25 protein-coding genes are annotated in these 21,834 nt (G+C 42.5%); 18 read left to right on the forward strand and 7 right to left on the reverse strand.

Going from position 1 to position 21,834, the window contains the following annotated elements; translation table 11 throughout:
• Positions 1 to 11: 11 nt before the first annotated feature.
• From BLW54_RS17660 to BLW54_RS17670, 3 genes are all read right to left on the reverse strand, one after another.
• Positions 12 to 683, reverse strand: a complete 672-nt coding sequence (locus tag BLW54_RS17660; RefSeq protein WP_035511190.1) for a hypothetical protein — start codon at positions 681 to 683, stop codon at positions 12 to 14.
• A 257-nt stretch (positions 684 to 940) separates the two neighbouring features.
• On the reverse strand, positions 941 to 2,317 hold the full coding sequence (locus BLW54_RS17665) for an MATE family efflux transporter (protein ID WP_035511188.1): 1,377 nt from the start codon (positions 2,315 to 2,317) through the stop codon (positions 941 to 943).
• Entirely contained in the window at positions 2,317 to 2,766 is a 450-nt protein-coding gene (locus BLW54_RS17670; protein WP_035511185.1) for a MarR family winged helix-turn-helix transcriptional regulator, read from the reverse strand. The genes BLW54_RS17665 and BLW54_RS17670 overlap by 1 nt, the downstream gene beginning before the upstream one ends.
• Positions 2,767 to 3,228: 462 nt before the next feature.
• Here BLW54_RS17670 and BLW54_RS17675 point away from each other — a divergent pair, with 462 nt between their 5' ends.
• The 4 genes from BLW54_RS17675 to abc-f all read left to right on the forward strand — a co-directional run bounded on the left by BLW54_RS17675 (position 3,229) and on the right by abc-f (position 6,846).
• On the forward strand, positions 3,229 to 4,161 hold the full coding sequence (locus tag BLW54_RS17675; RefSeq protein WP_035511183.1) for a YegS/Rv2252/BmrU family lipid kinase: 933 nt from the start codon (positions 3,229 to 3,231) through the stop codon (positions 4,159 to 4,161).
• An 84-nt stretch (positions 4,162 to 4,245) separates the two neighbouring features.
• On the forward strand, positions 4,246 to 4,710 hold the full coding sequence (locus tag BLW54_RS17680) for a MarR family winged helix-turn-helix transcriptional regulator (protein WP_035511181.1): 465 nt from the start codon (positions 4,246 to 4,248) through the stop codon (positions 4,708 to 4,710).
• A 61-nt stretch (positions 4,711 to 4,771) separates the two neighbouring features.
• A complete protein-coding gene (locus BLW54_RS21225; RefSeq protein ID WP_279626564.1) occupies positions 4,772 to 4,879 on the forward strand; it encodes an RAxF-45 family protein in 108 nt (35 codons plus the stop codon).
• Between the two features lie 107 nt (positions 4,880 to 4,986).
• Positions 4,987 to 6,846 (forward strand): ribosomal protection-like ABC-F family protein, encoded by a 1,860-nt coding sequence (abc-f, locus tag BLW54_RS17685; RefSeq protein ID WP_035511178.1) that lies wholly within the window; start codon positions 4,987 to 4,989, stop codon positions 6,844 to 6,846.
• A gap of 131 nt (positions 6,847 to 6,977) precedes the next feature.
• Here abc-f and BLW54_RS21340 read toward each other — a convergent pair whose 3' ends face one another.
• Positions 6,978 to 7,151: an SDR family oxidoreductase gene (locus tag BLW54_RS21340; RefSeq protein WP_369332865.1), complete on the reverse strand. Its 174-nt coding sequence runs from the start codon at positions 7,149 to 7,151 to the stop codon at positions 6,978 to 6,980.
• Between the two features lie 338 nt (positions 7,152 to 7,489).
• On the opposite strand from BLW54_RS21340, the gene BLW54_RS17695 reads away from it, so the two are divergent.
• The 4 genes from BLW54_RS17695 to BLW54_RS21400 all read left to right on the forward strand — a co-directional run bounded on the left by BLW54_RS17695 (position 7,490) and on the right by BLW54_RS21400 (position 9,868).
• Positions 7,490 to 7,798 carry a glutaredoxin family protein gene (locus tag BLW54_RS17695; RefSeq protein ID WP_231622440.1) on the forward strand — a complete coding sequence of 103 codons (309 nt, stop codon included), beginning with the start codon at positions 7,490 to 7,492 and terminating at the stop codon, positions 7,796 to 7,798.
• Positions 7,799 to 8,035: 237 nt separating this feature from the next.
• Positions 8,036 to 8,428 (forward strand): YppG family protein, encoded by a 393-nt coding sequence (locus BLW54_RS17700; protein WP_035511174.1) that lies wholly within the window; start codon positions 8,036 to 8,038, stop codon positions 8,426 to 8,428.
• Positions 8,429 to 8,737: 309 nt separating this feature from the next.
• Positions 8,738 to 9,430: an alpha/beta hydrolase gene (locus BLW54_RS17705; RefSeq protein ID WP_035511173.1), complete on the forward strand. Its 693-nt coding sequence runs from the start codon at positions 8,738 to 8,740 to the stop codon at positions 9,428 to 9,430.
• 15 nt (positions 9,431 to 9,445) lie between these two features.
• On the forward strand, positions 9,446 to 9,868 hold the full coding sequence (locus BLW54_RS21400; protein WP_035511172.1) for an MFS transporter: 423 nt from the start codon (positions 9,446 to 9,448) through the stop codon (positions 9,866 to 9,868).
• A gap of 37 nt (positions 9,869 to 9,905) precedes the next feature.
• On the opposite strand, the gene BLW54_RS17715 is transcribed toward BLW54_RS21400, so the two are convergent.
• Together BLW54_RS17715 and BLW54_RS17720 are read right to left on the reverse strand one after the other, a co-directional pair.
• Complete coding sequence (locus BLW54_RS17715) at positions 9,906 to 10,760, reverse strand: DegV family protein (RefSeq protein WP_035511170.1); 855 nt, start codon at positions 10,758 to 10,760, stop codon at positions 9,906 to 9,908.
• Positions 10,761 to 10,860: 100 nt separating this feature from the next.
• Complete coding sequence (locus BLW54_RS17720; protein ID WP_074736100.1) at positions 10,861 to 11,775, reverse strand: DMT family transporter; 915 nt, start codon at positions 11,773 to 11,775, stop codon at positions 10,861 to 10,863.
• A 220-nt stretch (positions 11,776 to 11,995) separates the two neighbouring features.
• Between BLW54_RS17720 and cshA the strand changes: the two genes are divergently transcribed.
• Entirely contained in the window at positions 11,996 to 13,468 is a 1,473-nt protein-coding gene (gene cshA, locus BLW54_RS17725; RefSeq protein ID WP_035511166.1) for a degradosome RNA helicase CshA, read from the forward strand.
• Positions 13,469 to 13,652: 184 nt separating this feature from the next.
• Here the strand turns inward: cshA and BLW54_RS17730 are convergent, their stop codons facing one another.
• On the reverse strand, positions 13,653 to 14,420 hold the full coding sequence (locus BLW54_RS17730) for a rhomboid family intramembrane serine protease (protein WP_035511164.1): 768 nt from the start codon (positions 14,418 to 14,420) through the stop codon (positions 13,653 to 13,655).
• A 280-nt stretch (positions 14,421 to 14,700) separates the two neighbouring features.
• Here BLW54_RS17730 and acpS point away from each other — a divergent pair, with 280 nt between their 5' ends.
• The 9 genes from acpS (at position 14,701) to BLW54_RS17775 (ending at position 21,820) form a co-directional block, all read left to right on the forward strand.
• Positions 14,701 to 15,060 (forward strand): holo-ACP synthase, encoded by a 360-nt coding sequence (acpS, locus tag BLW54_RS17735; protein ID WP_035511162.1) that lies wholly within the window; start codon positions 14,701 to 14,703, stop codon positions 15,058 to 15,060.
• Between the two features lie 74 nt (positions 15,061 to 15,134).
• A complete protein-coding gene (locus BLW54_RS17740; protein ID WP_035511159.1) occupies positions 15,135 to 16,658 on the forward strand; it encodes an NAD(P)H-hydrate dehydratase in 1,524 nt (507 codons plus the stop codon).
• A gap of 24 nt (positions 16,659 to 16,682) precedes the next feature.
• Complete coding sequence (locus tag BLW54_RS17745; RefSeq protein WP_035511158.1) at positions 16,683 to 17,705, forward strand: LolA family protein; 1,023 nt, start codon at positions 16,683 to 16,685, stop codon at positions 17,703 to 17,705.
• 236 nt (positions 17,706 to 17,941) lie between these two features.
• Entirely contained in the window at positions 17,942 to 19,102 is a 1,161-nt protein-coding gene (gene alr, locus BLW54_RS17750) for an alanine racemase (RefSeq protein WP_035511156.1), read from the forward strand.
• A 160-nt stretch (positions 19,103 to 19,262) separates the two neighbouring features.
• Entirely contained in the window at positions 19,263 to 19,544 is a 282-nt protein-coding gene (locus tag BLW54_RS17755; RefSeq protein ID WP_027956786.1) for a CopG family ribbon-helix-helix protein, read from the forward strand.
• Between the two features lie 5 nt (positions 19,545 to 19,549).
• A complete protein-coding gene (locus BLW54_RS17760) occupies positions 19,550 to 19,900 on the forward strand; it encodes a type II toxin-antitoxin system PemK/MazF family toxin (protein WP_035511328.1) in 351 nt (116 codons plus the stop codon).
• A 285-nt stretch (positions 19,901 to 20,185) separates the two neighbouring features.
• Positions 20,186 to 21,055: an RsbT co-antagonist protein RsbRA gene (gene rsbRA, locus BLW54_RS17765; RefSeq protein ID WP_035511151.1), complete on the forward strand. Its 870-nt coding sequence runs from the start codon at positions 20,186 to 20,188 to the stop codon at positions 21,053 to 21,055.
• 4 nt (positions 21,056 to 21,059) lie between these two features.
• Positions 21,060 to 21,416: an STAS domain-containing protein gene (locus tag BLW54_RS17770; RefSeq protein WP_008632953.1), complete on the forward strand. Its 357-nt coding sequence runs from the start codon at positions 21,060 to 21,062 to the stop codon at positions 21,414 to 21,416.
• A 2-nt stretch (positions 21,417 to 21,418) separates the two neighbouring features.
• Complete coding sequence (locus BLW54_RS17775; protein WP_035511147.1) at positions 21,419 to 21,820, forward strand: anti-sigma regulatory factor; 402 nt, start codon at positions 21,419 to 21,421, stop codon at positions 21,818 to 21,820.
• Positions 21,821 to 21,834 lie beyond the last annotated feature (14 nt).

Raw genomic sequence — 21,834 nt, forward strand, 5'->3', positions numbered from 1 at the left:
CTGCTGCTTTCTTATCTAAGTAAATAAAGGAGATACAAGTCGAATTTTGTTAGTGCTGACGTGCCGGCCCACAACAAAAGGTGCCAAAAAACGACTCCGACCCAGATCCATCCGATTTTCGTGTTGGAAAGCCAAGATAAGCATTTGACTTGGTACCAAATAATGAATAACTGAAAAATGGATACTGCCCCGAAGAAGTAGATCACCCAGTCGATTGTTGTGAAATAGGAGGCGATCACTCCGAATGAAAACGGGGATACATACCAATCGATTCCAGCGTAAATCATCAAAGGAATCCAGGTTGTTCGTTCAATCAGCATCACAAGTAAGACATTCATTTGCAGGATGAACAGTTTCTTATAAGAAACGTTGTTGAACAACCAGAAAAAGAAGGAAGAGATGAAAAGGATGAATAGGAACAAAAGGAGAGCAAAACCGACCCTGCCGATTAAGAACCAAGCCTTCCTTGTTTCATATTCGACTCTGTTTAAATCAGTCATATTCGCAGAAATGGTATCTGTACCAAGTCCCAGCCAGGCGGTCCATACATATGTAAGCATTGTGAAAATGAATAAAAAGAATAATAGATTCCAAACGTTTTTCAATCGTTCTGCTTCGTTTAATTTAAACAAATGATCCTCACGGCTTGTTAATAGCTTTATTAAATTGATCGAGTATGTCATGCGTTCCATCCTTTAATCTAGAAAATAAAACTCTCTGTCTTATTCTAACGGAAATTGTCAGTTGTTGCTATAATTACCTGACAAACTTCATGGGGAAAGTTGGGAGGGAGTGGTCGGGAGTAGAAAGTTTGTTTCCTTGAACGTTAGAAAGAGGGAATCATCGGATTCCATTCCTTTATAGGAAGGTTTTATTTGGAATGAAAAAGCACGGTGCAGTGAGGGCACCGTGCTGAATATTTGAATGTATGAATCTTGTTTTAAGCTTGTCGGGGATGGACAAGGCGCCCTGAGCTTTTGTTTTTAAAAAACAATGCTCGATCTTTGTATAAGAAAATGATCGACAGGATAAATGCCATAAGATCGGAAAGCGGGAACGCAAGCCATACACCTGTGACACCAAAGAAATGTGGCAGAATCAAGACAAGTGGAATCAAGAAAAGCACTTGCCGAGCCATGGACAGGATGAGGGCAGGCTTTGCCATCCCTAATGCTTGATAAAGTCCTCCACTGACCACTTGGGCGCCGATCAAAATAGCTAGTGCGAACATGATTCGAATGGCGAACGCACCGGTTTCAATAGTAGCGTTATCCCCTGTGAATATATTCATCAGCCCTTCAGGGAAGGCCATCATCAGGAGGAAGATTCCCGTTGAAATAATCGTAACGACTTTCATGCCAAGCATAACGGTTTCCTTCAGACGGTCATAGTTTTTCGCACCATAATTATACCCAATAATTGGCTGCATTCCTTGGAGGACACCAACCATTGGCATAATCGTGAACATTGCAAGTTTCTGTACAATACCGAAGACACCCACTTCAAACTCTCCCCCGAATTTAATGAGCATCAGGTTAATTGCGATCATCATTCCACTTCCGGAAACTTGGCGAATAAAGGCTGGCATTCCTATAGTTAAAACTTCACGGATCACTAGCCATTGCGGTTTCAGAGAAGCAAGCTTGATAGTCAGTGATGACTTACCTTTTAGAAAGTAGTTCAACACCACTATAGTCACGGAGGCTTGCGAAATGACTGTAGCGATCGAAGCCCCCTGCACACCCATGTTCAGTCCGAAAATAAAGATAGGATCAAGGATAATATTTAAAACGGCCGGGATGATCATTGTGACCATGGCAAATTTAGAGTTTCCTTCTGAACGAATGATATTGTTTGTTGTAAAAGCGAAGGAGAAGAAAACAGAACCGAGCATGATGGGGAATAGATAGTCGGTTGCATAAGGCATGATGTTTTCTGTTGCTCCGAATAGCTTCAGTAAGGGTTCAAGAAAGGTGAAAGCACCGATAAAGCCTATACTGCTCACGATGACTATAGTGAAAAGGACGTTTCCAAATACCTGGTCCGCTTCGTCTTGTTTATTTTCACCTAAGCGTCTGGAAATGACGGATGCTCCGCCAATACCGACAGCAGCTGCGATTGCCATGATGATCATCATGACAGGGAAGCCGATACTTACACCAGAAACACCTAAAATCCCCACACCGCGCGCAATAAAAAGTGTATCAATAACGTTGTACAAGGCCATGACGAACATTCCAATCATGGCAGGCACGGACAAGTTCATTAACAGCTTTGGAATGGGTTGAATACCTAACCGTTGACTTTGTTCTTTCATTAATTTTCTCTCCTCGCTGTTTTAGGTTTCAGGTTTTGCTGCATCTTCTTCAACCATGAAACCATCACTTGTTGTTCTTCTGCAGACAACCCTTGCGATGCTTCTGTTTCGATATCTGTCACAATTTTAAGAATGGTGGCATGGAGTTCCATCCCCTTGTCGGTCAGCTTGACAAGTTTCGTCCGTTTATCCTGTTGGCATGATCGTTTAACGATACGATCATGCTTCCTTAAGGTTTCAATTAATCCGTTCATGGATGAAGCCTTAATGTGCAGTTGTTTTTGTAACTCCGATTGAGATTGTTCTCCTGCTTTGGCTAAGAAATAGATGACTTTCGCTTGTGAGTGAGTCAGTCCATACTCCCCTAACCGCTGGTTGTATATATTCTGCAAAAAGTGTGACACCATGTTGATGTTATACCCTAATGTTCGATCTATATTGTATTCCATATTTACTTAGCCCCCTAAACAAATTACAGTATAAAACAGGGAAGGATAGAAGTAAACGAAAAGTCTTCGCCAAAGTGAGACGCCATATGACCAATGACAAAATTAACCTCTATTTAATCAACCTTAAGACTTATTGTAGAGTAAAATAAAGGGGAGAAGGAAGATGATGGATATGAAAACACATCCGAATTCCTTTTATAATGGAGTCTTTTTTATGGGGATAGGGATGCCCCGCAAGCTGACTGGAAATCGTTGATCTTACACGTTCAGGTTTAGTAAAGCATCTCCCGCCATTCGTTATCCAATGGAATGAGGAGACCGGGCTTTTGGTATGGAGCGAAGGTCAACCAAATTTTTCTTACAGTGGATGAACCAGAACAACTATATGAAACATTAAAAAAGAACAGCTGGTTTCAGGGAAAGGAAAATAGTCAATGATGTTAAGAGAAAGGAAGGGATGCTATGCCTCGTTATCAAAGTGGAGTGTTCCTATATAATGGCAATAAAGAGGAAGCGGAAATAGAAACAGCGCTCAGTCAGACGCTGCCTATACTTAGTAAAGAAGTCAAGGAATTGAAAGTGATTCAAACCGCTTCCCTTGAAGACTTATACGAAACTTGTCGCAGGTATGGACCTGAAGTTGACGTGTTTTTCATTTTTGGTGGGGACGGGACCGTCCACGAAGTCATTAATTCTCTTGCTCCATTGGAAATACGTCCAGTGATTGGTGTTATACCTGGCGGAACCTGTAACGATTTCAGTCGTGTATTGGACACCAAGCAGCGCCCCGATCAAGCGGCGGAATCTATCATAAAGGGCGATGAAGTGAAAGTTGATGCCGGAAGAACGGAAGATGATTATTTCATTAACTTCTGGGGCATCGGCCTCGTTACCCAAACATCGGTTAACATTGATGAAGGGAAGAAAAATAGACTAGGAGTACTTAGTTACTTTATCAGTGCTTTGAGGACAGTGAACCAGGCCGCGCCCTTCCGGTTCAAGATGGCCGTTGACGATGAAATGATGGAAGGAGAGGCGGTCATGATTCTTATCATGAACGGACAATTTATAGGAACAAGAAGGCTGCCTGTCCCATCCATTGATCTGCAGGATGGGAAGGTTGATGTCCTCATCGTGAAAAATTCAAACTTGACGTTATTCCGCGAATTAATGACGATGGGACGTCCACAGACAGATGAAACCCAGTTTCAGGAACTCTCTCATCACCAGGGAAGTACGATCAAGATTGATGTCGAAAAGAAGCAGGATGTAGATATGGATGGCGAAATTAAAGGGAAAACCCCGGAGAGCATCAAGGTTCTCCCGAATCATTTTACCTTTCTGAGTGGTGGATCAGAAGCATTACAAAACCTGGTAATCCCCGAAGAAAACTGATAATCTAAGGGGAAAGGGTGGTTTGACAGTTATAATTTGTTAAACTTATACTATCTTTATCTTTTGAAAAGGATGGGCGACGTGATGAACGAACAAGAATTATACCGCAAGAAAAAACAAGACCCTTCATTGAAGCTGTTTGTTGTACTGACAAAAGCCCAGCGCACAATAGCAGATTTAGTGAAGGATGACATACAACGATATGAATTAAACCCGACAGAATTCGGCGTACTGGAGCTTCTTTATCATCAGGGAGATCAGCCGCTTCAGAAAATTGGAGAGAAAATCCTGCTTGCAAGTGGAAGCATCACTTATGTGGTAGACAAGCTTGAGAAGAAGGAGTATTTAAAGCGCGTTCCTTGTCCTAATGACCGTCGGATTACTTTTGCATCCATTACGGATAAAGGCCGAGAGTTATTAAATGATATTTTTCCTGATCATTGGAAACAGATTGAAGCGATTATGGACGGACTTTCTGAAGAAGAGAAGAAGGACGCTATCGAATTGCTGAAGAAACTAGGCACTTATGCCGATTCAATAAGTGGGTAGCTAATTTTTTGCCCATAGGTTATAATGTAAATCATTCTAAAGACAAAAGGAGGGTATGAAGATGCTACAGATGCACGTGCTCGATTATCAAATTAATTACGTACGCCGTGCAATTATTCACGATTCAGCTGTCAACGGGACACGTATGTCCAAAATGGCAATTGAATAGTGAAGAATGTAGCGTCTCATATCTGATCAAAAGGTAGATACAAAAGTCAGAGGTAACGGGACCTCTGGCTTTTTTTGTGCTTTTCAAAAGTCTTTAGGAGGTTTTTTATGATTATTACATTAAAAAATTTATATAAAATCATCGGTGGCGAAGTATTGTTTGAATCTCTTGATATGGCGGTCAAATCCGGTCAGAGGGTAGGTCTGGTTGGTCGTAATGGAAGTGGCAAATCAACGTTGTTTAGAATAATAACCAAAGAAGAGGGGATCGATGGGGGGAACCTGTTTATCCAAAAAGGAATGACCATCGGGTATTTAAAGCAGACTCCTTACGATTGGGATAATACAGGGAGAAGCTACTTGCAACTTGCTTTTGATAAGCTGATGGCTATGGATGAGCAGATGAAAAAATTAGAAAAGGATATGCTGGACCCAGAAAAGATGGATAAAGCGATAGCTGCTTATGGAGAGATTCAGGAACGCTTCACACAAGAGGGCGGGTATGAAATGGATGCATCTATCCGTCAAGTAGCGAATGGTTTGAATGTAGAAACTCTATTAGATCAACCTTTTTCAACCTTGAGTGGAGGGGAGAAGACGAAGCTTGGTCTTGCAAAGCTGTTATTAGAAAAGCCGGACGTGCTCTTATTGGATGAACCGACAAACCACTTGGATCTACAAGCGATTGAATGGCTGGAGGGGTATTTGCAGCAATATGCTGGGACCATATGTGTGATTTCCCATGACCGCTCTTTCCTCGACCATATCGTCACAGATATCATGGATTTGGAATCTGGGGAGATTCATATGTACAGAGGCAACTATTCCGCTTTTGAAAAACAAAAAGAAGAGAAGTTACTCGAAGAGTTCCACCAATACGAAGAGCAGCAGAAAAGAATAAAAAAAATGAAAGAAGCGATTCGCCGTCTAAGGCAGTGGGCCAATGAAGCTAATCCCCCCAATCCAAAACTCTTCAAAAAAGCTAAAAGCATGGAGAAAGCATTAGAGCGTATGGAAAAAGTCGAAAAGCCATTCATTGATCCGAAGAAAATGAATCTTTCGCTAGAAGTGAATGGCCGGACAGGAAAAGATGTTTTTCTTATGGATTCTCTTGAGAAAAAATATGGAAGCAAAACAGTTTTAAAGAACCTCGACCTCCACATTCGGTATCAGGATAGACTTGCCATCGTCGGAACAAATGGGAGCGGGAAGTCGACACTATTAAAAATTTTATTAGGTAAAGAGGCTCCAACGTCAGGAAGTGTCAGATGTGCCCCTTCGATGAAGATCGGTTATCTTCCACAAAATCCTCTGCAAGGTGCCGATCGGGACCAACGGATGATCGACCATTTCAGGGAATACATCCGGGTGACTGAAGGTGAGGCGAGACATAGACTCGCAGGCTTTATGTTTTATGGCTATGATGTATTTCGTAAGATTCGCCATCTCAGCGGGGGAGAGCAGATGCGGCTGAAACTGGCGATATTTATGTATCAAGACATTCAGCTATTGATCCTCGATGAACCGACCAATCATTTGGATGTGGATTCCCAAGAGGTCCTTGAAGAAGCGCTCAACAAGTTTAAAGGGACCGTGATCGGTGTCTCACATGATCGTCACTTCCTTGACCGATGTTTTACTCAAACCGCCTATCTGGTAGAAGGAAAGATTTATAGCTATCTCGGTACTTATGAAGAAACAAAAAAGCACTGGTACACACTCCTCGAAACAAAGGGGAAAGAAAAGGGAGGACAGCCTGGGAAGCCGCCTGAACCTATCACGGAGGAGACAGCCCCTCCTGAGGATTGGGAAAGAGAGATAGAGCACCTGGAGCAACAAGTATCTGCTATTGAAAAGCAGATGGAAGAGTGTGAGGATGTTGAGACATTCATTCAGCTTGAAGCACAGAAAGGTCAACGGGAAGAAATACTTGAAACACTCTATAAAAATTGGTTGGAAAGACAATAAATCGTTCATTTAAGAAATGAGGAGGAAGCTGACTGGTTTCTTCCTCATTTTTTTATGTCATAAGTGGCCTCTTTTTTCTCACTCTCTTATAAGAGGGAGACATGCTTTCCATGCTGGGGTCAAAAAAACGGCTAAGTCGTAAAGGTGGAAAAGGTGGTAACTCCTTCTTGTAACTCTTGATGTTGATACGACCCAAGCCCGAGGTTCTTTTGACTAATGTCTCCAGTCACTAACTTGATCTTTTCTATATATACATGAGGACGAACGTTCCAGAAGGCGGCCTGTTTTATAGCTTGTTCCTTCATATTCGGAAGGTGAAGGAGTAGTCTTTTCAATGGGGTGTCCTGTTTTAAAGAGGTCTTCAATTAATGATAAGGCTAAGTATCCAGGGAACCCAGTGAATAAATAAGTATTTGTCAATTATGCTCGCCTCTATATATTCAATTAGTGGACCTTTCAATTCTTTAAGCTATTTCCCTTCTTTGTTACATTGTTTAGAGAAGAGAGCAAAAGGGGAGGATGCGTTTTTTGGTTGTAACAAAATGTAGGGTAAGTAACAGTTTCGTGACAAAAAATAAGCCGATTTTGATGAGAAAATAGGTTTAGATTTTATAGAGGCGGGTATAAAAAGGGAAGATAAAATTTGAAAAAGACAGAAGGAGGGGGAGTGTTGCTTAACCCGGAAGTCATCGTGTACACGAGTCGGAACTGTGATGATTGTGAAAAGGTGATAGGAAAGTTGAATGAATGGGAAATCAAGTATGAAGAGCGGAATGTGTCAGAAAACCGAGAGTATTTCAAGGAATTACAAGGAAATAATGTCTACGGGACACCCGCTATATTTATAAATGGGGAGAAAATCCTAGGCTATCAAATTCGCAAAATGAAGCAAAAGCTAGGTATAAAGGAAAAACCACAGTATATCGATATAGACTCCATGAATTTTTCCTAATGGTTTCGACAAGTGATGAGTGATCGCTTGTTTTTTTGTGATTCCCAGAATTGGGGTGTGATAAAGTGTATAGAAGTTGTCAATGAGGCGGAGGGTACCATTTGAACGGTTCTCTTCGCCTTATTCTTGTTCAGAGATCATTGAAGGCAAAATAGAAGCGAGCCCTTTCACTTTTGTTTCACTTTTAGAGGTGTTTTTTCATAGGCTGAAGTATCAGACGTTAAAGGTGGATCAATCATGTACCCATATAATCCTTATTATTATAATTACAATAATAGTTGGTATCGGTATCCCGCCAACTCTCCTTATGATCAGATGAACTACCAGCAAATGTACACGAACCAAAACCAAGGCACCCCCTTGGGTTATAACGACTTCAATCAAATGTACGGTTTCCAGAATCCGTATATGAATAGTTACAACTATACAGGTTATACTGAAACCGGGAATCCCAATCCTTCATTCAATGTTGGAAGTATGTCCAAAGGTGTTATGAATTATTTTCAAAATGAAGATGGACAGTTAGACATAGACAAAATGATGTCGACTACAGGCCAGGTTGTGAAAACCGTGAAGGAAGTGAGCCCGATTGTAAAGGGGATTGGCTCTTTCGTAAAAGGGATCAAGTAATGTGCGCGCTATTTGCTTAGCGCGCCTTTTCTATAGGGCCTTCATCAATTATGCTGCGGATCGTTAGGGTAGTGGTTTTTATCTGTGAAAGCTCTCTCCCTGACGTGAAGGGGGTTCGAGCACCTTTCTTTTTATGGAGCTGGGTGAACGTGAGGCTCCTGACTTAAGTATGGAGTGGTTTCGTTCAGCGGTGTAAAGGAGCTTTTAGGTAGGGGAATAAATGGATGAAAGAGTGCAGTCTTTTTAGTAAAATAAGGAAATGATGTGTAATAGAATAACGAAATAATAAGCAGGTGGAGGCATAGGAACATGAGTATCGGATGTTTATGTATTCATGGGTATACAGGAAGTCCTGAAGAGATTAAACCCCTTGTTGATTTCTTAGAAGCACGGACAGATTGGGAAATCACCAATCCAACTCTTCCCGGCCACGGGGAAGATTTGGATCTTGAAGGACATTATTACCAAGAGTGGATCGCGACGGCTGAACTTGCCTTAATCGATTTGATGAAAAGACATGATCAAATTTATATTATTGGTTTTTCTATGGGTGGAATGATTGCCGCTTATTTGACGGCTAAATATCGTTTGGACCGGCTTGTTCTCTTATCAGCTGCGGGCAAATATGTCAGTCTTTCACAAATGGGTAAAGATATACTTGAGATGATTGCTGATGCATGGAAAGGGGTAATTGCAGATAATGAACTCTTCCTTAGGTATCAAAAGAAGCTTAAGGATACCTACTTGTTTTCAACCTTTCAGTTTATGAAATGTGTCCAGTTCACCCGCCCTTATTTGCACCACGTTCGTTGTCCTGTTCTGATTATTCAGGGGGACCTTGATGGGATGGTACCGAGAAAAGCGGCCTTGTACTTAGAAAAAGAAATCCCATCGGAAGAAAAAGAGGTTATTTTTTTAAAAAAATCGAAGCATTTGATTTGTCATGGGGATGATCGAGAGGAATTGTTTGATGAAGTGTTGAGTTTTGTAAGTCAGCCTTAGGGAGGGAGTGACTTTATGGAAAAAGGGGACCATGGGCAGCCCATCCAGACACCTTTTTATTATGGATGGGTTGTTGTTTTGATCGCGGGTTTTAGCGTATTTTTTTCAGGACCTGGTCAAACGTATTCCATCTCTATTTTCATTGATTATTACATACAAGATTTTGATTATTCCCGATCCGTTGTTTCGGGAATCTATTCAGCGGCGACCTTAGTGGCGGGGATTACGTTATTTATGATGGGGCGTCTGATCGATCGTTTTGGCCAACGGACGATGATGGTTACGGTCTCTGCTTTAGGACCGCTTCCGTTCGGGGTGTTTTTTGATTGGCTTGGAGGTTACCAGGAAGTGATTTTGCTCACCATTTTGTTCCCAGTGACTGCAGGCATCCTGGTTTTATTGTCCCCACAGCCGAAGTATGAGGATTACTATGCATAAAAAAACGTCAGAAGACCATGAGGTCCTCTGGCGTTTTTTAGTCTTTGAAGAAAGCGATCACGAGTCCGCCCTCGCCGGCATAGGTGGAAATCAGAGGCCCCATTTCCATGAACAGGCCGTCCTTGAAGTTGTAACGTTCTTTGATTTTATTCAATACGGTTTGTCCACCTTCTTCATCATTACAATGAGACAATGCGATGTTGCGATTTTCGAATTGATGGGTGTATTCACTGATTTGATCGACAAAGCGGCGTATGGATTTTTTGTTTCCACGCACTTTTTCCGTCACTTCGATTGTTCCTTCCTCACTCGCCTGCATGAGCAGTTTAATGTTTAAAGTCTTGGCAATCGTTCCTTTCACTTTATCAAGGCGCCCGCCTTTGATCACATTCTCCAGGGTCTTAAGAATGAAAAGTGTGGCTGTCTTCTCAATGCGCTCTTCCATATGGGAAACCACAGCTTCGAATTCAAGGCCCTCATTAATTTTCTTCCATGCTTCATCAACAAGAAGTGCAATACCGCTTGATGCAGTTTTCGTATTTAAAACAGCTACTTTACGATTCGGCTCTTCTTCAAGAAGCATATCTCTACCCATGACAGCACTTTCATATGTGCTGCTTAATCCTTGGGTGAGAGACAATACAAGGATTTCATCCTCTGCATCCAAGGCTTTATATTTCTCATAGAAATCGTTGGGACTTGGTGAAGAAGAACGTGGGAGTTCCTCGGTATTCTTCAATTTTTCATAAAAAGTCTTTAAGTCAATGGTCTCACCCGTTTTATATTGCTCGTTCCCAAAATGTAAATTTAAAGGAACATAATGTATGTTATAATCTTCCATCATTCCCTGAGGCAGATCTCCGCCTCCATCTATGATCAGTTGTATGGTCATACGTTCACCTGCTCTCCTAATTTCATCGTACTTTCAGACGCCGGTGGGTTATATCCGAAAAAGTATTTTAGCTTTTCTTATTATATCAGACGCCCCACATCTACGGACCATTAGACTCATGTGTGAATTTAGGTTTTAATTTCTTCGTTGTACTTAAAATGAACATCATCAAGCCGAATAGAATGATCGATCCTCCAAGCCACTGTGTCCATGTAATGATTTCATCCAAAATCCAATAGGCCAAAATGGAAGCACCTATGGGCTCTACGAGGACAGCCATAGAAATCGTCGAAGCGCTCAGCCACTTCAATGTCCAGTTAAAGAGTGTGTGGCCAAAAAAGGTCGGAATAATGGCTAGGCCTAAAAAGGTGAGCCATTGATCACCGGTATACCCCGAAAAAGAGTTTCCAATGATTAAATTATAAAGAAGGAGGGTGATTGCCGCCATCCCATAGGCGATGAATGTATAAGTCATAATGGATTGTCTCTGCCGTAAATTTTGACCAAGGAGGAAATACCCTGTAACCGTCACCGCCCCAAGAAGGGCAAGGAAATCACCGAATAAAGCACTGCTGTCCATTTGGAAGTCTCCCCACCCAATAATGACACTGCCTGTAATGGTAATGATAAGGCTGAGAATGGCACCGATCGTAAACTTTTCTTTAAAAAAGATATAGGTGCCCATGAAGGCAAAAATAGGCTGGAGAGAAACAAGCACAACTGAGCTTGCAACGGTGGTATAATGTAATGACTCGAACCACAAAATAAAGTGGAAAGCGAGGAAGATCCCTGAGAAAATAGCGAGAATCCAATCTTTCTTTTTCGTTTGTTTTATTTCATCGAAATGTCTCCATACTACATAAGGAGCCATAATCGTGACCGCTATTGCTAACCGATAAAAGGCAATCATAGCAGCAGGCGTGTTTCCTGCCAGCTTTACGAAAATTGCTGAGGTGGAAATGGAAAGGACACCGATAAACAAAATTATATAGGGTGGAATTGAAGGCTTTTCCAAGCGAGCCCTCCTTTGGTATACGTCAGTTTTCACTCATTTTATCATTATTACGTTTGAAAAGCACAGACGAAATGTGTAGAATTAACTATGTTATATGTGTTATGATGAATGAATCTATCAGGCAGATACCAGAGAAGCCTCTTCCGTTTCCTGTGGCAGAAGGCTTTTTTTACATGTATATAGGTAGAAGATTTAAACAATAAAGGAGTATGAAATTACTGTGACAACATTTCAATCACTAGGATTATCAAAGCCTATCCTAAAATCATTAGACATTATGGGTTTTGAAGAAACAACACCAATACAAGAACAAACGATCCCTCTAGGGTTAGAAGGGAAAGACGTGATTGGGCAAGCTCAGACAGGTACAGGGAAGACGGCTGCATTCGGTATTCCGATGCTTGAAAAAATTAATAAACAAGTGAAAGCCGTTCAAGGACTTGTCATCGCCCCGACAAGGGAACTGGCTATTCAAGTAGCAGAAGAGCTCAATCGCCTGGGTAAAGGAAAAGGTGTCCGTGTCCTTCCGATATACGGTGGGTCTAACATGGAGCGCCAAATCCGTGCACTGAAAAACAACCATATCGTCGTGGCTACGCCTGGCCGTTTACTCGACCACATCCGCCGTAAAACGATCAATTTGCAAGACGTTCACACAGCTGTTCTTGATGAAGCGGATGAAATGCTGAACATGGGATTCATCGATGATATCCGTGATATTCTTAAAGCCCTGCCGGAAGAGCGGCAGACGTTGCTTTTCTCTGCAACGATGCCTAAAGAAATCCGCGATATTGCAACTACTTTGATGAACAACCCGGAAGAAGTGAAAGTTAAAGCGAAGGAAATGACAGTGGAGAACATTGAGCAATTCTTCGTTGAAATTCCTGAAAAGCATAAGTTTGATACACTAACACGCCTACTGGATATCCATGATCCAGCTCTGGCGATTGTTTTCGGTCGTACGAAGCGTCGGGTGGATGAAGTGGCAGACGGGCTTCAAGCACGCGGTTTCAGTGCCGAGGGCATTCATGGTGACTTAACACAAGGAAAACGTATGTCTACTTTGAATAAGTTCAAGCGCGGACGTATTGAAATTCTTGTTGCTACAGACGTGGCCGCACGTGGTTTAGACATCTCTGATGTCTCACACGTGTACAACTTCGACATCCCGCAGGATCCTGAGAGCTACGTTCACCGTATTGGTCGTACAGGCCGTGCTGGACGTAAAGGAAAATCCATTTCCTTTATCACTCCACGTGAAAAAGATCAGCTGTATTTGATCGAAAAAATCACGAAGAAAAAAGTGGAGCGTCTGAAAGTACCTTCATCAGAAGAAGCAGCACGCGGTCAGCAAAAGGTTGCTGTTGAGAAGTTGGCGGAAACGATTTCGAACAATGACTTGACGAACTACAACCAAGCAGCAAATGAGCTTCTTGAGCAGTACGATTCTACAGAACTTGTGGCAGCAGCGCTGAAAATGATGACAAAAGAGCGCAGCGAAGTCCCTGTTCGTTTGTCTCATGTTCAACCGATCAGTGTGAAGAACGCTCAGCGTGACAAGAATAAGAAAAAAGGTGGCTACCGCAAAGGCGGCAAGCGCAATTTCAATAACAAAAACAAATCCCGCAACCGCAACTTTAACGGAAAAGGCGGAGGGAAGCGCGGCAGTTACCAGAACAAAGGCCGCAGCTAAATAGTAGATCCTATTAAAAAAGATCAGCCCTCATGGAAGAGGAGCTGATCTTTTTTTCTTGGGTATTATAAAATCTTTCATTATGGGGAACTTCCTATACTGTGTTCATTCAGCTTCCCTTCGAGGTTAGGTTTTAAGACCGTAAGGCGCTTGTGCTTTTGTAGTGAAGGGCCTATGCTTTCTCTTACATTCGGTTTGCCAGGGCGAAAAGAGCAAGGAAGATGATGATGCCCCAAAGAATGTATTTGCCTGTCTTCTTTTTGCTGTATGGTCGATTTTTCCATCGATTTGGATCAAAGGAGATATCCTCACGATCTGGACGTGAATGCCGGGTACGAATCTGCCATAAGGAAAAAGGGCGGGCATTCCTTAAAATCACAGGTGCTATAGCGAATCCGCCGATAAGACCGAATAAGTGCCCGTATATATTAATATTTGGACGGGCAAATGTCATGAATAAACCGATGGCAAAGATGGCGAGGATGATTTGGGAATTGGCTGTATCAATCAATTGTTTCCGGTTCATCACCATAAATAAATACACACCAAAGATTCCAAAAATAGCGCCGGAGGCTCCCAGGTGCCAATAATAGGCATCGGGATCCACAACGAATGTTCCTAAATTCCCTACGATTCCTGCGAATATATACATCCATATAAACTTTATCTTTCCAAGCATTTGTTCAAGTGCGGGGCCAAATAACACAAGGGAGAATGAATTGAATAAGGCGTGAGCAAAATCCCCATGTAAAAAGATTGGTGTGACAAGACGCCAGTACTCCCCATTTAATATCAATACGTTCATCCCTGTCCCCCATTGTTTCAATTCAACGAAGATTCCGAGCTGCACGAAATCCATCAGCAACCATAAGGCGAAATGGAGGCCAACGAGAAATGAGACAATCGGATAGAACCTTATGAACTCTCTAAAGTTTTCTGTACGTACAAACATAATGGTGTCTCCTTTTTTCATGAACATTTATGGTATTTAATAAAATTAAAGGCTTTCCAACGCAGGAAAAGGAAAAAGAGATGCTTTAACTGTCTGTTGAGAATCCCGGTTAATATAACACCCATCGCTGCTGTAACGGCATGGGTTTATTTTTGTAGATGAGGCCTGAGGATCATACCTTTTATTTAATGTAATGCGAATCTCTTCTTTGTATTCTTTTTTACGTTGAAAAGATTGGGGTATACTATTCATAGATTGTTATAGAAAAGGAAGATGAATCGTGATTAAGGGCATTGGTGTCGATATTATTGAATTGGGTCGTATTAAACAAAGTATAAAGCGTAAGGAACGTTTTGTTCAACGAATATTGACCCAACGTGAGCATGATCGTTATGAAACATTGAGTGAAAAGAGAAAAGTGGAGTACTTGGCTGGCCGATTTGCAGCGAAAGAAGCTTTTGCTAAAGCGACAGGAACAGGAATTGGGGAGCTGGGTTTCCATGACGTTGAAATTTTATCAAATGAAACAACGGGTGCGCCTGTAATGTCTGCCAAAGGATATGAAAACGAGCAGCTGTGGGTGTCTATCAGCCACAGTACCGATCATGCTATTGCACAAGTCGTTTTAGAAGAGTGCTAGAGAGGTATATAGAGGGCAGACATAATTACATAGGTTGTCTCATAACATTGGTAATGCGGGTAGGAGGGAACGAATTGGATATTGTTACCGCACAAGAAATGTACGAACGGGATCAAACAGCCTTGGAAGTTGCTGGATTAGAAGGGAAATGGCTCATGGAGAATGCAGGCAGAGCAGTCACATATGATCTGCTGGCCCACATTCATAAGGAGCACAGAATTGTCGTCCTGATTGGTGCTGGCAATAATGGCGGTGATGGGTTTGTCATTGCTAGAACATTGTTGAACCTCGGGTACGATGTGGAGGCTTGGCAAGTCGTTCCGGACGCTAAGATCACAGGGGATGCGGAAGCGCATAAGAGGATATTCCAAGCTTCTGGTCACCCATATAGACGATTGAAAAGTTTGGAAGACTTGAATACTTCTCTATGTCGCGCGGATGTTTGCATTGATGCGATGCTTGGAATCGGAGTGAAAGGACGGCTGAGAGAGCCTTATGCCGACATTGTTCGTCTTTGCAACGAGAAAGCAGTCATGAGGCTGGCTGTAGATCTACCAACCGGGGTGCCGGCAGATGAAGGGGAAAAGGACTTTGAAGCATTTGAAGCTCATTATACCTCGATCATTGAAGCGCCTAAGCTGAGTCTTTTCCTGCAACATGCCCAGCCGTTTTATGGAAAATGGTCTGTTGTCGAGATCGGTCTTCCTGTCAAACAGCTACCTGATCATAGGCGGAGGTTGTGGGAGATAGCGGATGTAAAAAAGACGTTGACGAATCGCGATGCCTATTCTCATAAAGGGTCACACGGTAAAGGGTTGGTCATTGGAGGTTCCAGGCAAATGCCGGGCTCTGTCGCTATGACCGCACGAGCAGCATTGCGGAGTGGTGCTGGTCTAATTGCGATATCGACAGACCCTGGCGCGATTTCTTCTATCTCTCCTTTTATCCAAGAAGCCACTTTTGTAGAAGGAGGGGGACAAGTTCCTGATGTGTCAGGTTATGATGGTGTGGCTGTCGGGATGGGGATGGGTCGAGAATCTCTAAGGGGAGAATGGATCGAGCGATTGGTCTGTGAAAGTAAAACCCCTCTGTTGATTGATGCCGATGGTTTGTATCTTTTGAAAAACTCACTGGATGCATTGAAACAAAGGGAGATCCCTACAGTTTTGACACCACACCCTGGCGAATTTGCCCATCTGACCGGCCTGTCAATCGGAGAAATCTTGCAATCTCCTTTTTCTCATTCGAAGGATTTTGCTGAAAGGTATGGGGTCTACCTTGTTTTAAAGGGACCATCTACAATCATTACCGGACCTGATGGAGAACAGCGGGTGGATGTTTCCGGAAATTCCGGTCTCGCCAAAGGTGGAAGTGGAGATGTGCTTTCAGGCATTCTGCTCAGTATGATGATGCAGACAGATTGTCTGATGGATGCGCTCAGCAACGGTTGTGTGCTTCATGGATTTACAGCCGATCTACTCGTTCAGGACGGACATTCGAAGGTGGACCTACTCGCCTCTGACGTTATTGAAGGTTTATCCCGGACATTTCGTACATTATCTTCTTCATCCATATCATTACGTTCCCTTTGTCCTTAAGTAGAGACAAAGGAGTTGAGTCTTATGCAAAGACGTTTTCTGATCCTGTTGTTCAGCCTGTTCGTCTTAGGTGCTTTGACTGCTTGTGGCTCACAGTCGAAAGAAGATGTTGTCAAGAAGCTTGAAAAACAGTCAGAAGAAATGGCTGGTTATAAGACGGAAGCGAATATGAAGATGAGTACAGGTAAAGAGGAACAGAAATACAACATTCAAGTGTGGCATAAGAAAGAGGATTTTTACCGCGTGAAGCTTCAGAACGATAAGGATGAGAAAGGAAGCCAGATCATTTTGAAGAACGATAGTGGGGTCTATGTATTGACGCCGGCTTTGAACAAAAGCTTCAAGTTTCAGAGTGAATGGCCGCAGAATACGAGTCAACCCTATTTGTATGCTTCTCTCTTAAATGATATTAAGGCTGATTCTGAAGCGGAATTCAGCGCTTCTGAAAACTACTTTGTGTTCAAGACGAAGACGAATTATCAAAATAATAAATCCCTGCCATACCAGGAAATTTATTTTGATAAGAAGTCCTACCACCCTGTAATGGTGAAAGTATTTGATCAGGATATGAATGCATTAGTCGAAGTGCAATTCGCCAACTTCTCGAAAGATGACTCGATGAAGAAAGAAGATTTTGATGTCGACAAGAATATGGCCATGGATACTAGCGAAGCTCCTGTTGCGAACATGGAAGGCGAGGAACTGGCCGAAGTTCTTTACCCACAGGAAACGTTTGGTGCGGAATTGGCGGACGAGCGTGAAGTGAAAACAGAAGATGGAAAACGTGTCATCATGAATTATTCAGGAGATAAGAACTTTACATTAGTTCAGGAAAAAGCGGAAGTACAAGCGGCAAGTGCTCAATATTCTGTGCAGGTGAACGGAGATCCTGTTCAGCTGTGGGATGGTGTTTTTGCAGCTTATGAACACAACCGCCTGGAGTGGAACCATAATGGAACCACCTATCAACTGGCGAGTAATGAATTGACACAAGACGAAATGGTTGCTGTTGCAAGTTCGATTAATAACGGCACAATGTCGAAATAACCATGGAAGGAGCAGGCTTAACGGTCTGCTTTATTTTTTGGTCCGTCTTCTATATGGATTTATCGTGATCCGCTTTTTTATATAAAGGTAGTTTTGTTGGGGGTTCTCGGGTTCTATTCACGCGATCATCGAATGAAGTCCTGGGCTCAGGTGAGATTCTTCGGCTCTTCTCGATTTGACACGCTCTTTCTCTCATTCAATAATAAAAGGAACTATCGGAGAGAGGAGCCGGCAAGTTGTCATTTGAAAATTACTATAGAGACTCCATTGCAGAAATTGACTTAACAGCCATTGCGTATAATATACAACAATTGAAAGAACACTTGAAACAAGGGACAGAAGTTTGCGCTGTCGTCAAAGCAGACGCATATGGCCATGGAGATGTCCAAGTGGCCAGGGCAGCACTAAAAGCTGGGGCCAAATCCCTTGCTGTCGCCCTCCTTGATGAAGCTCTTAAATTAAGAAATGCAGGGATAAAAGCTCCTATCTTAGTCATGGGGTGGACACGTCCTAAGGATGCGGTTGTTGCAGCCGAGTACAATATTGCTTTAACGGTTTTCCAAAAAGAATGGTTGATGGAGGCCGCGAATCTTTCGTTTAAAGAGACTTTGAAATTCCATTTGAAAATTGATACGGGGATGGGGCGCCTAGGTGTACGCTCTATTGATGAGATGGAAGAGATTCTTGCTGTTCTTCGTAAGGATCCAAAGTTCAAACTGGAAGCATTATTCACTCACTTTGCAACAGCTGACGAAGAGGATAGGGGTTATTTTGATAAGCAGCAGACGCGTTGGAACGAAATGTTTTCTTATTTTAAAAGGAATTGGGCAGAAGATATCGAAGTTCATACAAGTAATAGTGCGACAAGCATGCAGGTGCCTGAACGAATGGATCACTTTGTCCGGTATGGAATCAGTATGTATGGGCTGTATCCTTCCTCATATGTTAAAAAGAGGAAGCCGATCGATCTGAAACCAGCTTTTTCCCTTACAAGCCGACTGGTTCATATAAAAAAAATGAACGCAGGAGAATCGATTAGCTATGGGGCTGTATATAAGACGGAAACAGAGGAATGGATCGGTACAATCCCGCTAGGTTACGCCGATGGCTGGATTCGTAAGATGCAAGGGATGGACGTCCTTATCGACGGTAAACGCCACCCGATTGTCGGAAGAATTTGCATGGATCAATTCATGATTCGGCTTGATCAGGAATATCCTATAGGGACAAAGGTTACCTTAATTGGTAAACAAGGGGATCAGGAAATTTCAGCCGATGACGTAGCGGAACATCTCGATACCATTAATTATGAGATTCCCTGCATGATCAGCCAAAGGGTGCCGAGAGTTTTTCAAGAAGGTGGGAGAACGGTAGAGGTCAGGAATTCTTTGTTGTGAGAAGGGCTTCTCGGTTTCGGACAATTCTCCCTATGTTAAGATAAAAGCTTTCATATTTCACGAAAAAATTCCAACACTCCTTTGCAATGGACACTCCCGTTTGATAAGATTAGAGTGGACTAATTGACTGGTTTCTTTTGAGAGAAGATGGTGGAGGTGTATGGTTTTGTCCGATAGCATGCAGGAGATTGTCATCCGGATTCCGGATAACCTACTCAATGAAGTGGATGGCTTCATTCAACTCGATAACAGTGATCGGAGCGATTTCATGTGTCAAGCAACGAAAATGTATTTGCGTGAAAAGAAACAACGTCATATAAGAGAATCCATGCGTAGAGGCTACATGGAAATGGCGAAAATCAATTTAAACATCGCTTCAGAAGCGTTTCAAGCTGAAGAGGAGGCAGAACACACCCTGGAGCAACTAGTGAGCGGGGTGTGAAGCCAGTGATAGTCAAACGAGGTGACGTTTATTTCGCTGATTTGTCCCCGGTTGTGGGATCTGAACAAGGCGGGGTTCGTCCTGTACTCGTCCTTCAAAATGATATTGGTAATCGTTTTAGCCCTACCGTGATCGTTGCCGCGATTACAGCGCAAATACAAAAAGCCAAACTTCCAACGCATGTAGAAATCAATGCAGAAAAATACGGGTTCGAGCGAAACTCTGTGATCCTACTGGAACAAATCAGAACAATTGACAAGCAGCGTTTGACCGATAAGATCACTCAACTCGATGAACCGATGATGCAGCAAGTGAATAAGGCTCTGCAGATCAGTCTCGGTTTAATCGACTTTTGATCAAATCTCACATCGTAAATGGAGTAAAGTTACCTTTTCCAGGTAACTTTATTTTTTTTGGTTCATGTGGTTTATAATAGTGGTAGATAGGGTATTGATGATGGCGTGTTTTTTATAAAAACGATGTGGAATTTTGTGAAATTCCCTGAAGCGGGGAAACCGAAATGATCGAATTTCGCCTATTTTGGCAAAGGTTAGATCTTAGAGGGGAAACGGTGTAAATGTCGAATCGTTTCTGATAACATTATATCCAAATGTGAGGTTATAAGGTGGAGGTTTAGATAAATGGATGAAAGATTAAAAAATATAGTATTGGAACACAGCGATGATATTGTGAAAATGTGGCTGGAGGAAGTCAATGCTCACAAAAAGAATGATTATACATCCACGATTTCAGATGAGATGTTTGAAAGCACGAACCGTGAGTTTGTGAACGTTATTTTCTCAAGCATTGAAAAGCAAGGATTGTCTTCTGATCTTGATAATTTTTCTGAACGCTTGATCAACTTAGGATGGCCGTTAAGCTATTTGACGGATGGGATGCAGATTTTTCGCCGTGTGGTGACAGACTATATTTTGAAGCAGTCTGATAAAATTGATTCCGACTACTTCTCTAAAGTATTAAGACAAGTGGATGGATGGGTGGATCCTATCATTAACCGCTTGGTCAATGAGTATTCCGGAAGCTGGGAGCACATTGTTTCCTTGCAGAGAGTAGCCTTACAGGAATTGTCAGCCCCATTAATTCCAGTAATGGAGAACATCACAATCATGCCACTGATTGGTACCATCGATACGGAGAGAGCAAAGCTCATTATGGAGAACCTTCTCGATGGAGTAATCAAGCATAATGCGGAAGTTGTTCTGATTGATATTACCGGTGTTCCGGTTGTTGATACAATGGTTGCTCATCATATTATTCAAGCTGCAGAAGCGGTAAGACTGGTTGGCTCCCGGTGCATATTGGTCGGAATACGCCCTGAGATTGCTCAAACCATCGTGAACCTTGGGATTGATTTAGGGAAGTTCCCTACGAAAAGTTCATTGAGAAAAGGATTCCAAACTGCACTGGAGTTGACCAATAGACGCATTGAAGATGTTCAGAATAATGATGAAGATATTGAACAACTGATTGATTCGCTAGATAGGGAGTGAAAACATGAGGATACCTATTTTAAAGCTTCATAACTATTTGCTCATTTCCATCCAGATCGACTTGGATGACCAGACGGCCATCCAGTTTCAGGAAGATCTCTTAAGTAAGATTCATGAAAGCGGGGCGACAGGTGTCGTCATTGATTTGACATCCGTTGATATTATTGATTCCTTTATCGCCAAAGTGCTGGGGGACGTTGTGACCATGTCAGATTTGATGGGGGCCAAGGTCGTTTTAACGGGTATTCAACCGGCTGTGGCAATGACTTTAATTGACTTAGGCATTCACCTGCAAGATGTCCCGACAGCGCTAGATTTAGAACAAGGGTTGATTAAACTTCGTCAGGAATTGGAGGAGTGAGTATGGACTTCCAATCCTGTGTCAATATCAAAAAGGAATGGGATATTGTCGGGGCGCGGCAACTGGGGCGGGATATATCCAGAAAGATCGGTTTTGGGACGGTCGATCAAGCAAGGATTGCCACTACCATTTCTGAATTAGCTCGAAACATTTATTTATATGCGGGTACAGGTAAGGTGTGCTTTGAAGCGCTCGAAGATATGAACAAAAAGGGAATAAGAATTGTAGCAACAGATGACGGACCCGGAATTCAGGATATTAGCCAAGTCATGGAAGATGGATTTACGACATCCGGAGGGCTTGGAGCAGGGCTGCCGGGTGTGAAGCGGTTAATGGACAGCTTTGATATCGTATCGACAGAAGAGGAAGGTACAGAAATCAGCGTTGTCAAATGGCTCCGTTAAAGGAGGTATAAGCG

The organism is Halobacillus karajensis (assembly GCF_900108515.1).
Taxonomy (GTDB): Bacteria; Bacillota; Bacilli; order Bacillales; family Halobacillaceae; genus Halobacillus; species Halobacillus karajensis.

What these genes read in the sequence shown, in the direction of transcription:
- BLW54_RS17665 (WP_035511188.1), bottom strand. Translation starts at nt 2,317, where the DNA reads ATGAAAGAACAAAGTCAACGGTTAGGTATTCAACCCATTCCAAAGCTG.
- BLW54_RS17700 (WP_035511174.1), top strand. Translation starts at nt 8,036, where the DNA reads ATGTACCCATATAATCCTTATTATTATAATTACAATAATAGTTGGTAT.
- BLW54_RS17670 (WP_035511185.1), bottom strand. Translation starts at nt 2,766, where the DNA reads ATGGAATACAATATAGATCGAACATTAGGGTATAACATCAACATGGTG.
- abc-f (WP_035511178.1), top strand. Translation starts at nt 4,987, where the DNA reads ATGATTATTACATTAAAAAATTTATATAAAATCATCGGTGGCGAAGTA.
- BLW54_RS21225 (WP_279626564.1), top strand. Translation starts at nt 4,772, where the DNA reads ATGCTACAGATGCACGTGCTCGATTATCAAATTAATTACGTACGCCGT.
- rsbRA (WP_035511151.1), top strand. Translation starts at nt 20,186, where the DNA reads ATGGATGAAAGATTAAAAAATATAGTATTGGAACACAGCGATGATATT.
- BLW54_RS17745 (WP_035511158.1), top strand. Translation starts at nt 16,683, where the DNA reads ATGCAAAGACGTTTTCTGATCCTGTTGTTCAGCCTGTTCGTCTTAGGT.
- BLW54_RS17680 (WP_035511181.1), top strand. Translation starts at nt 4,246, where the DNA reads ATGAACGAACAAGAATTATACCGCAAGAAAAAACAAGACCCTTCATTG.
- BLW54_RS21340 (WP_369332865.1), bottom strand. Translation starts at nt 7,151, where the DNA reads ATGAAGGAACAAGCTATAAAACAGGCCGCCTTCTGGAACGTTCGTCCT.
- BLW54_RS21400 (WP_035511172.1), top strand. Translation starts at nt 9,446, where the DNA reads ATGGAAAAAGGGGACCATGGGCAGCCCATCCAGACACCTTTTTATTAT.
- BLW54_RS17770 (WP_008632953.1), top strand. Translation starts at nt 21,060, where the DNA reads ATGAGGATACCTATTTTAAAGCTTCATAACTATTTGCTCATTTCCATC.
- BLW54_RS17755 (WP_027956786.1), top strand. Translation starts at nt 19,263, where the DNA reads ATGGTTTTGTCCGATAGCATGCAGGAGATTGTCATCCGGATTCCGGAT.
- BLW54_RS17675 (WP_035511183.1), top strand. Translation starts at nt 3,229, where the DNA reads ATGCCTCGTTATCAAAGTGGAGTGTTCCTATATAATGGCAATAAAGAG.
- BLW54_RS17775 (WP_035511147.1), top strand. Translation starts at nt 21,419, where the DNA reads ATGGACTTCCAATCCTGTGTCAATATCAAAAAGGAATGGGATATTGTC.
- BLW54_RS17730 (WP_035511164.1), bottom strand. Translation starts at nt 14,420, where the DNA reads ATGTTTGTACGTACAGAAAACTTTAGAGAGTTCATAAGGTTCTATCCG.
- BLW54_RS17705 (WP_035511173.1), top strand. Translation starts at nt 8,738, where the DNA reads ATGAGTATCGGATGTTTATGTATTCATGGGTATACAGGAAGTCCTGAA.
- BLW54_RS17660 (WP_035511190.1), bottom strand. Translation starts at nt 683, where the DNA reads ATGACATACTCGATCAATTTAATAAAGCTATTAACAAGCCGTGAGGAT.
- BLW54_RS17715 (WP_035511170.1), bottom strand. Translation starts at nt 10,760, where the DNA reads ATGACCATACAACTGATCATAGATGGAGGCGGAGATCTGCCTCAGGGA.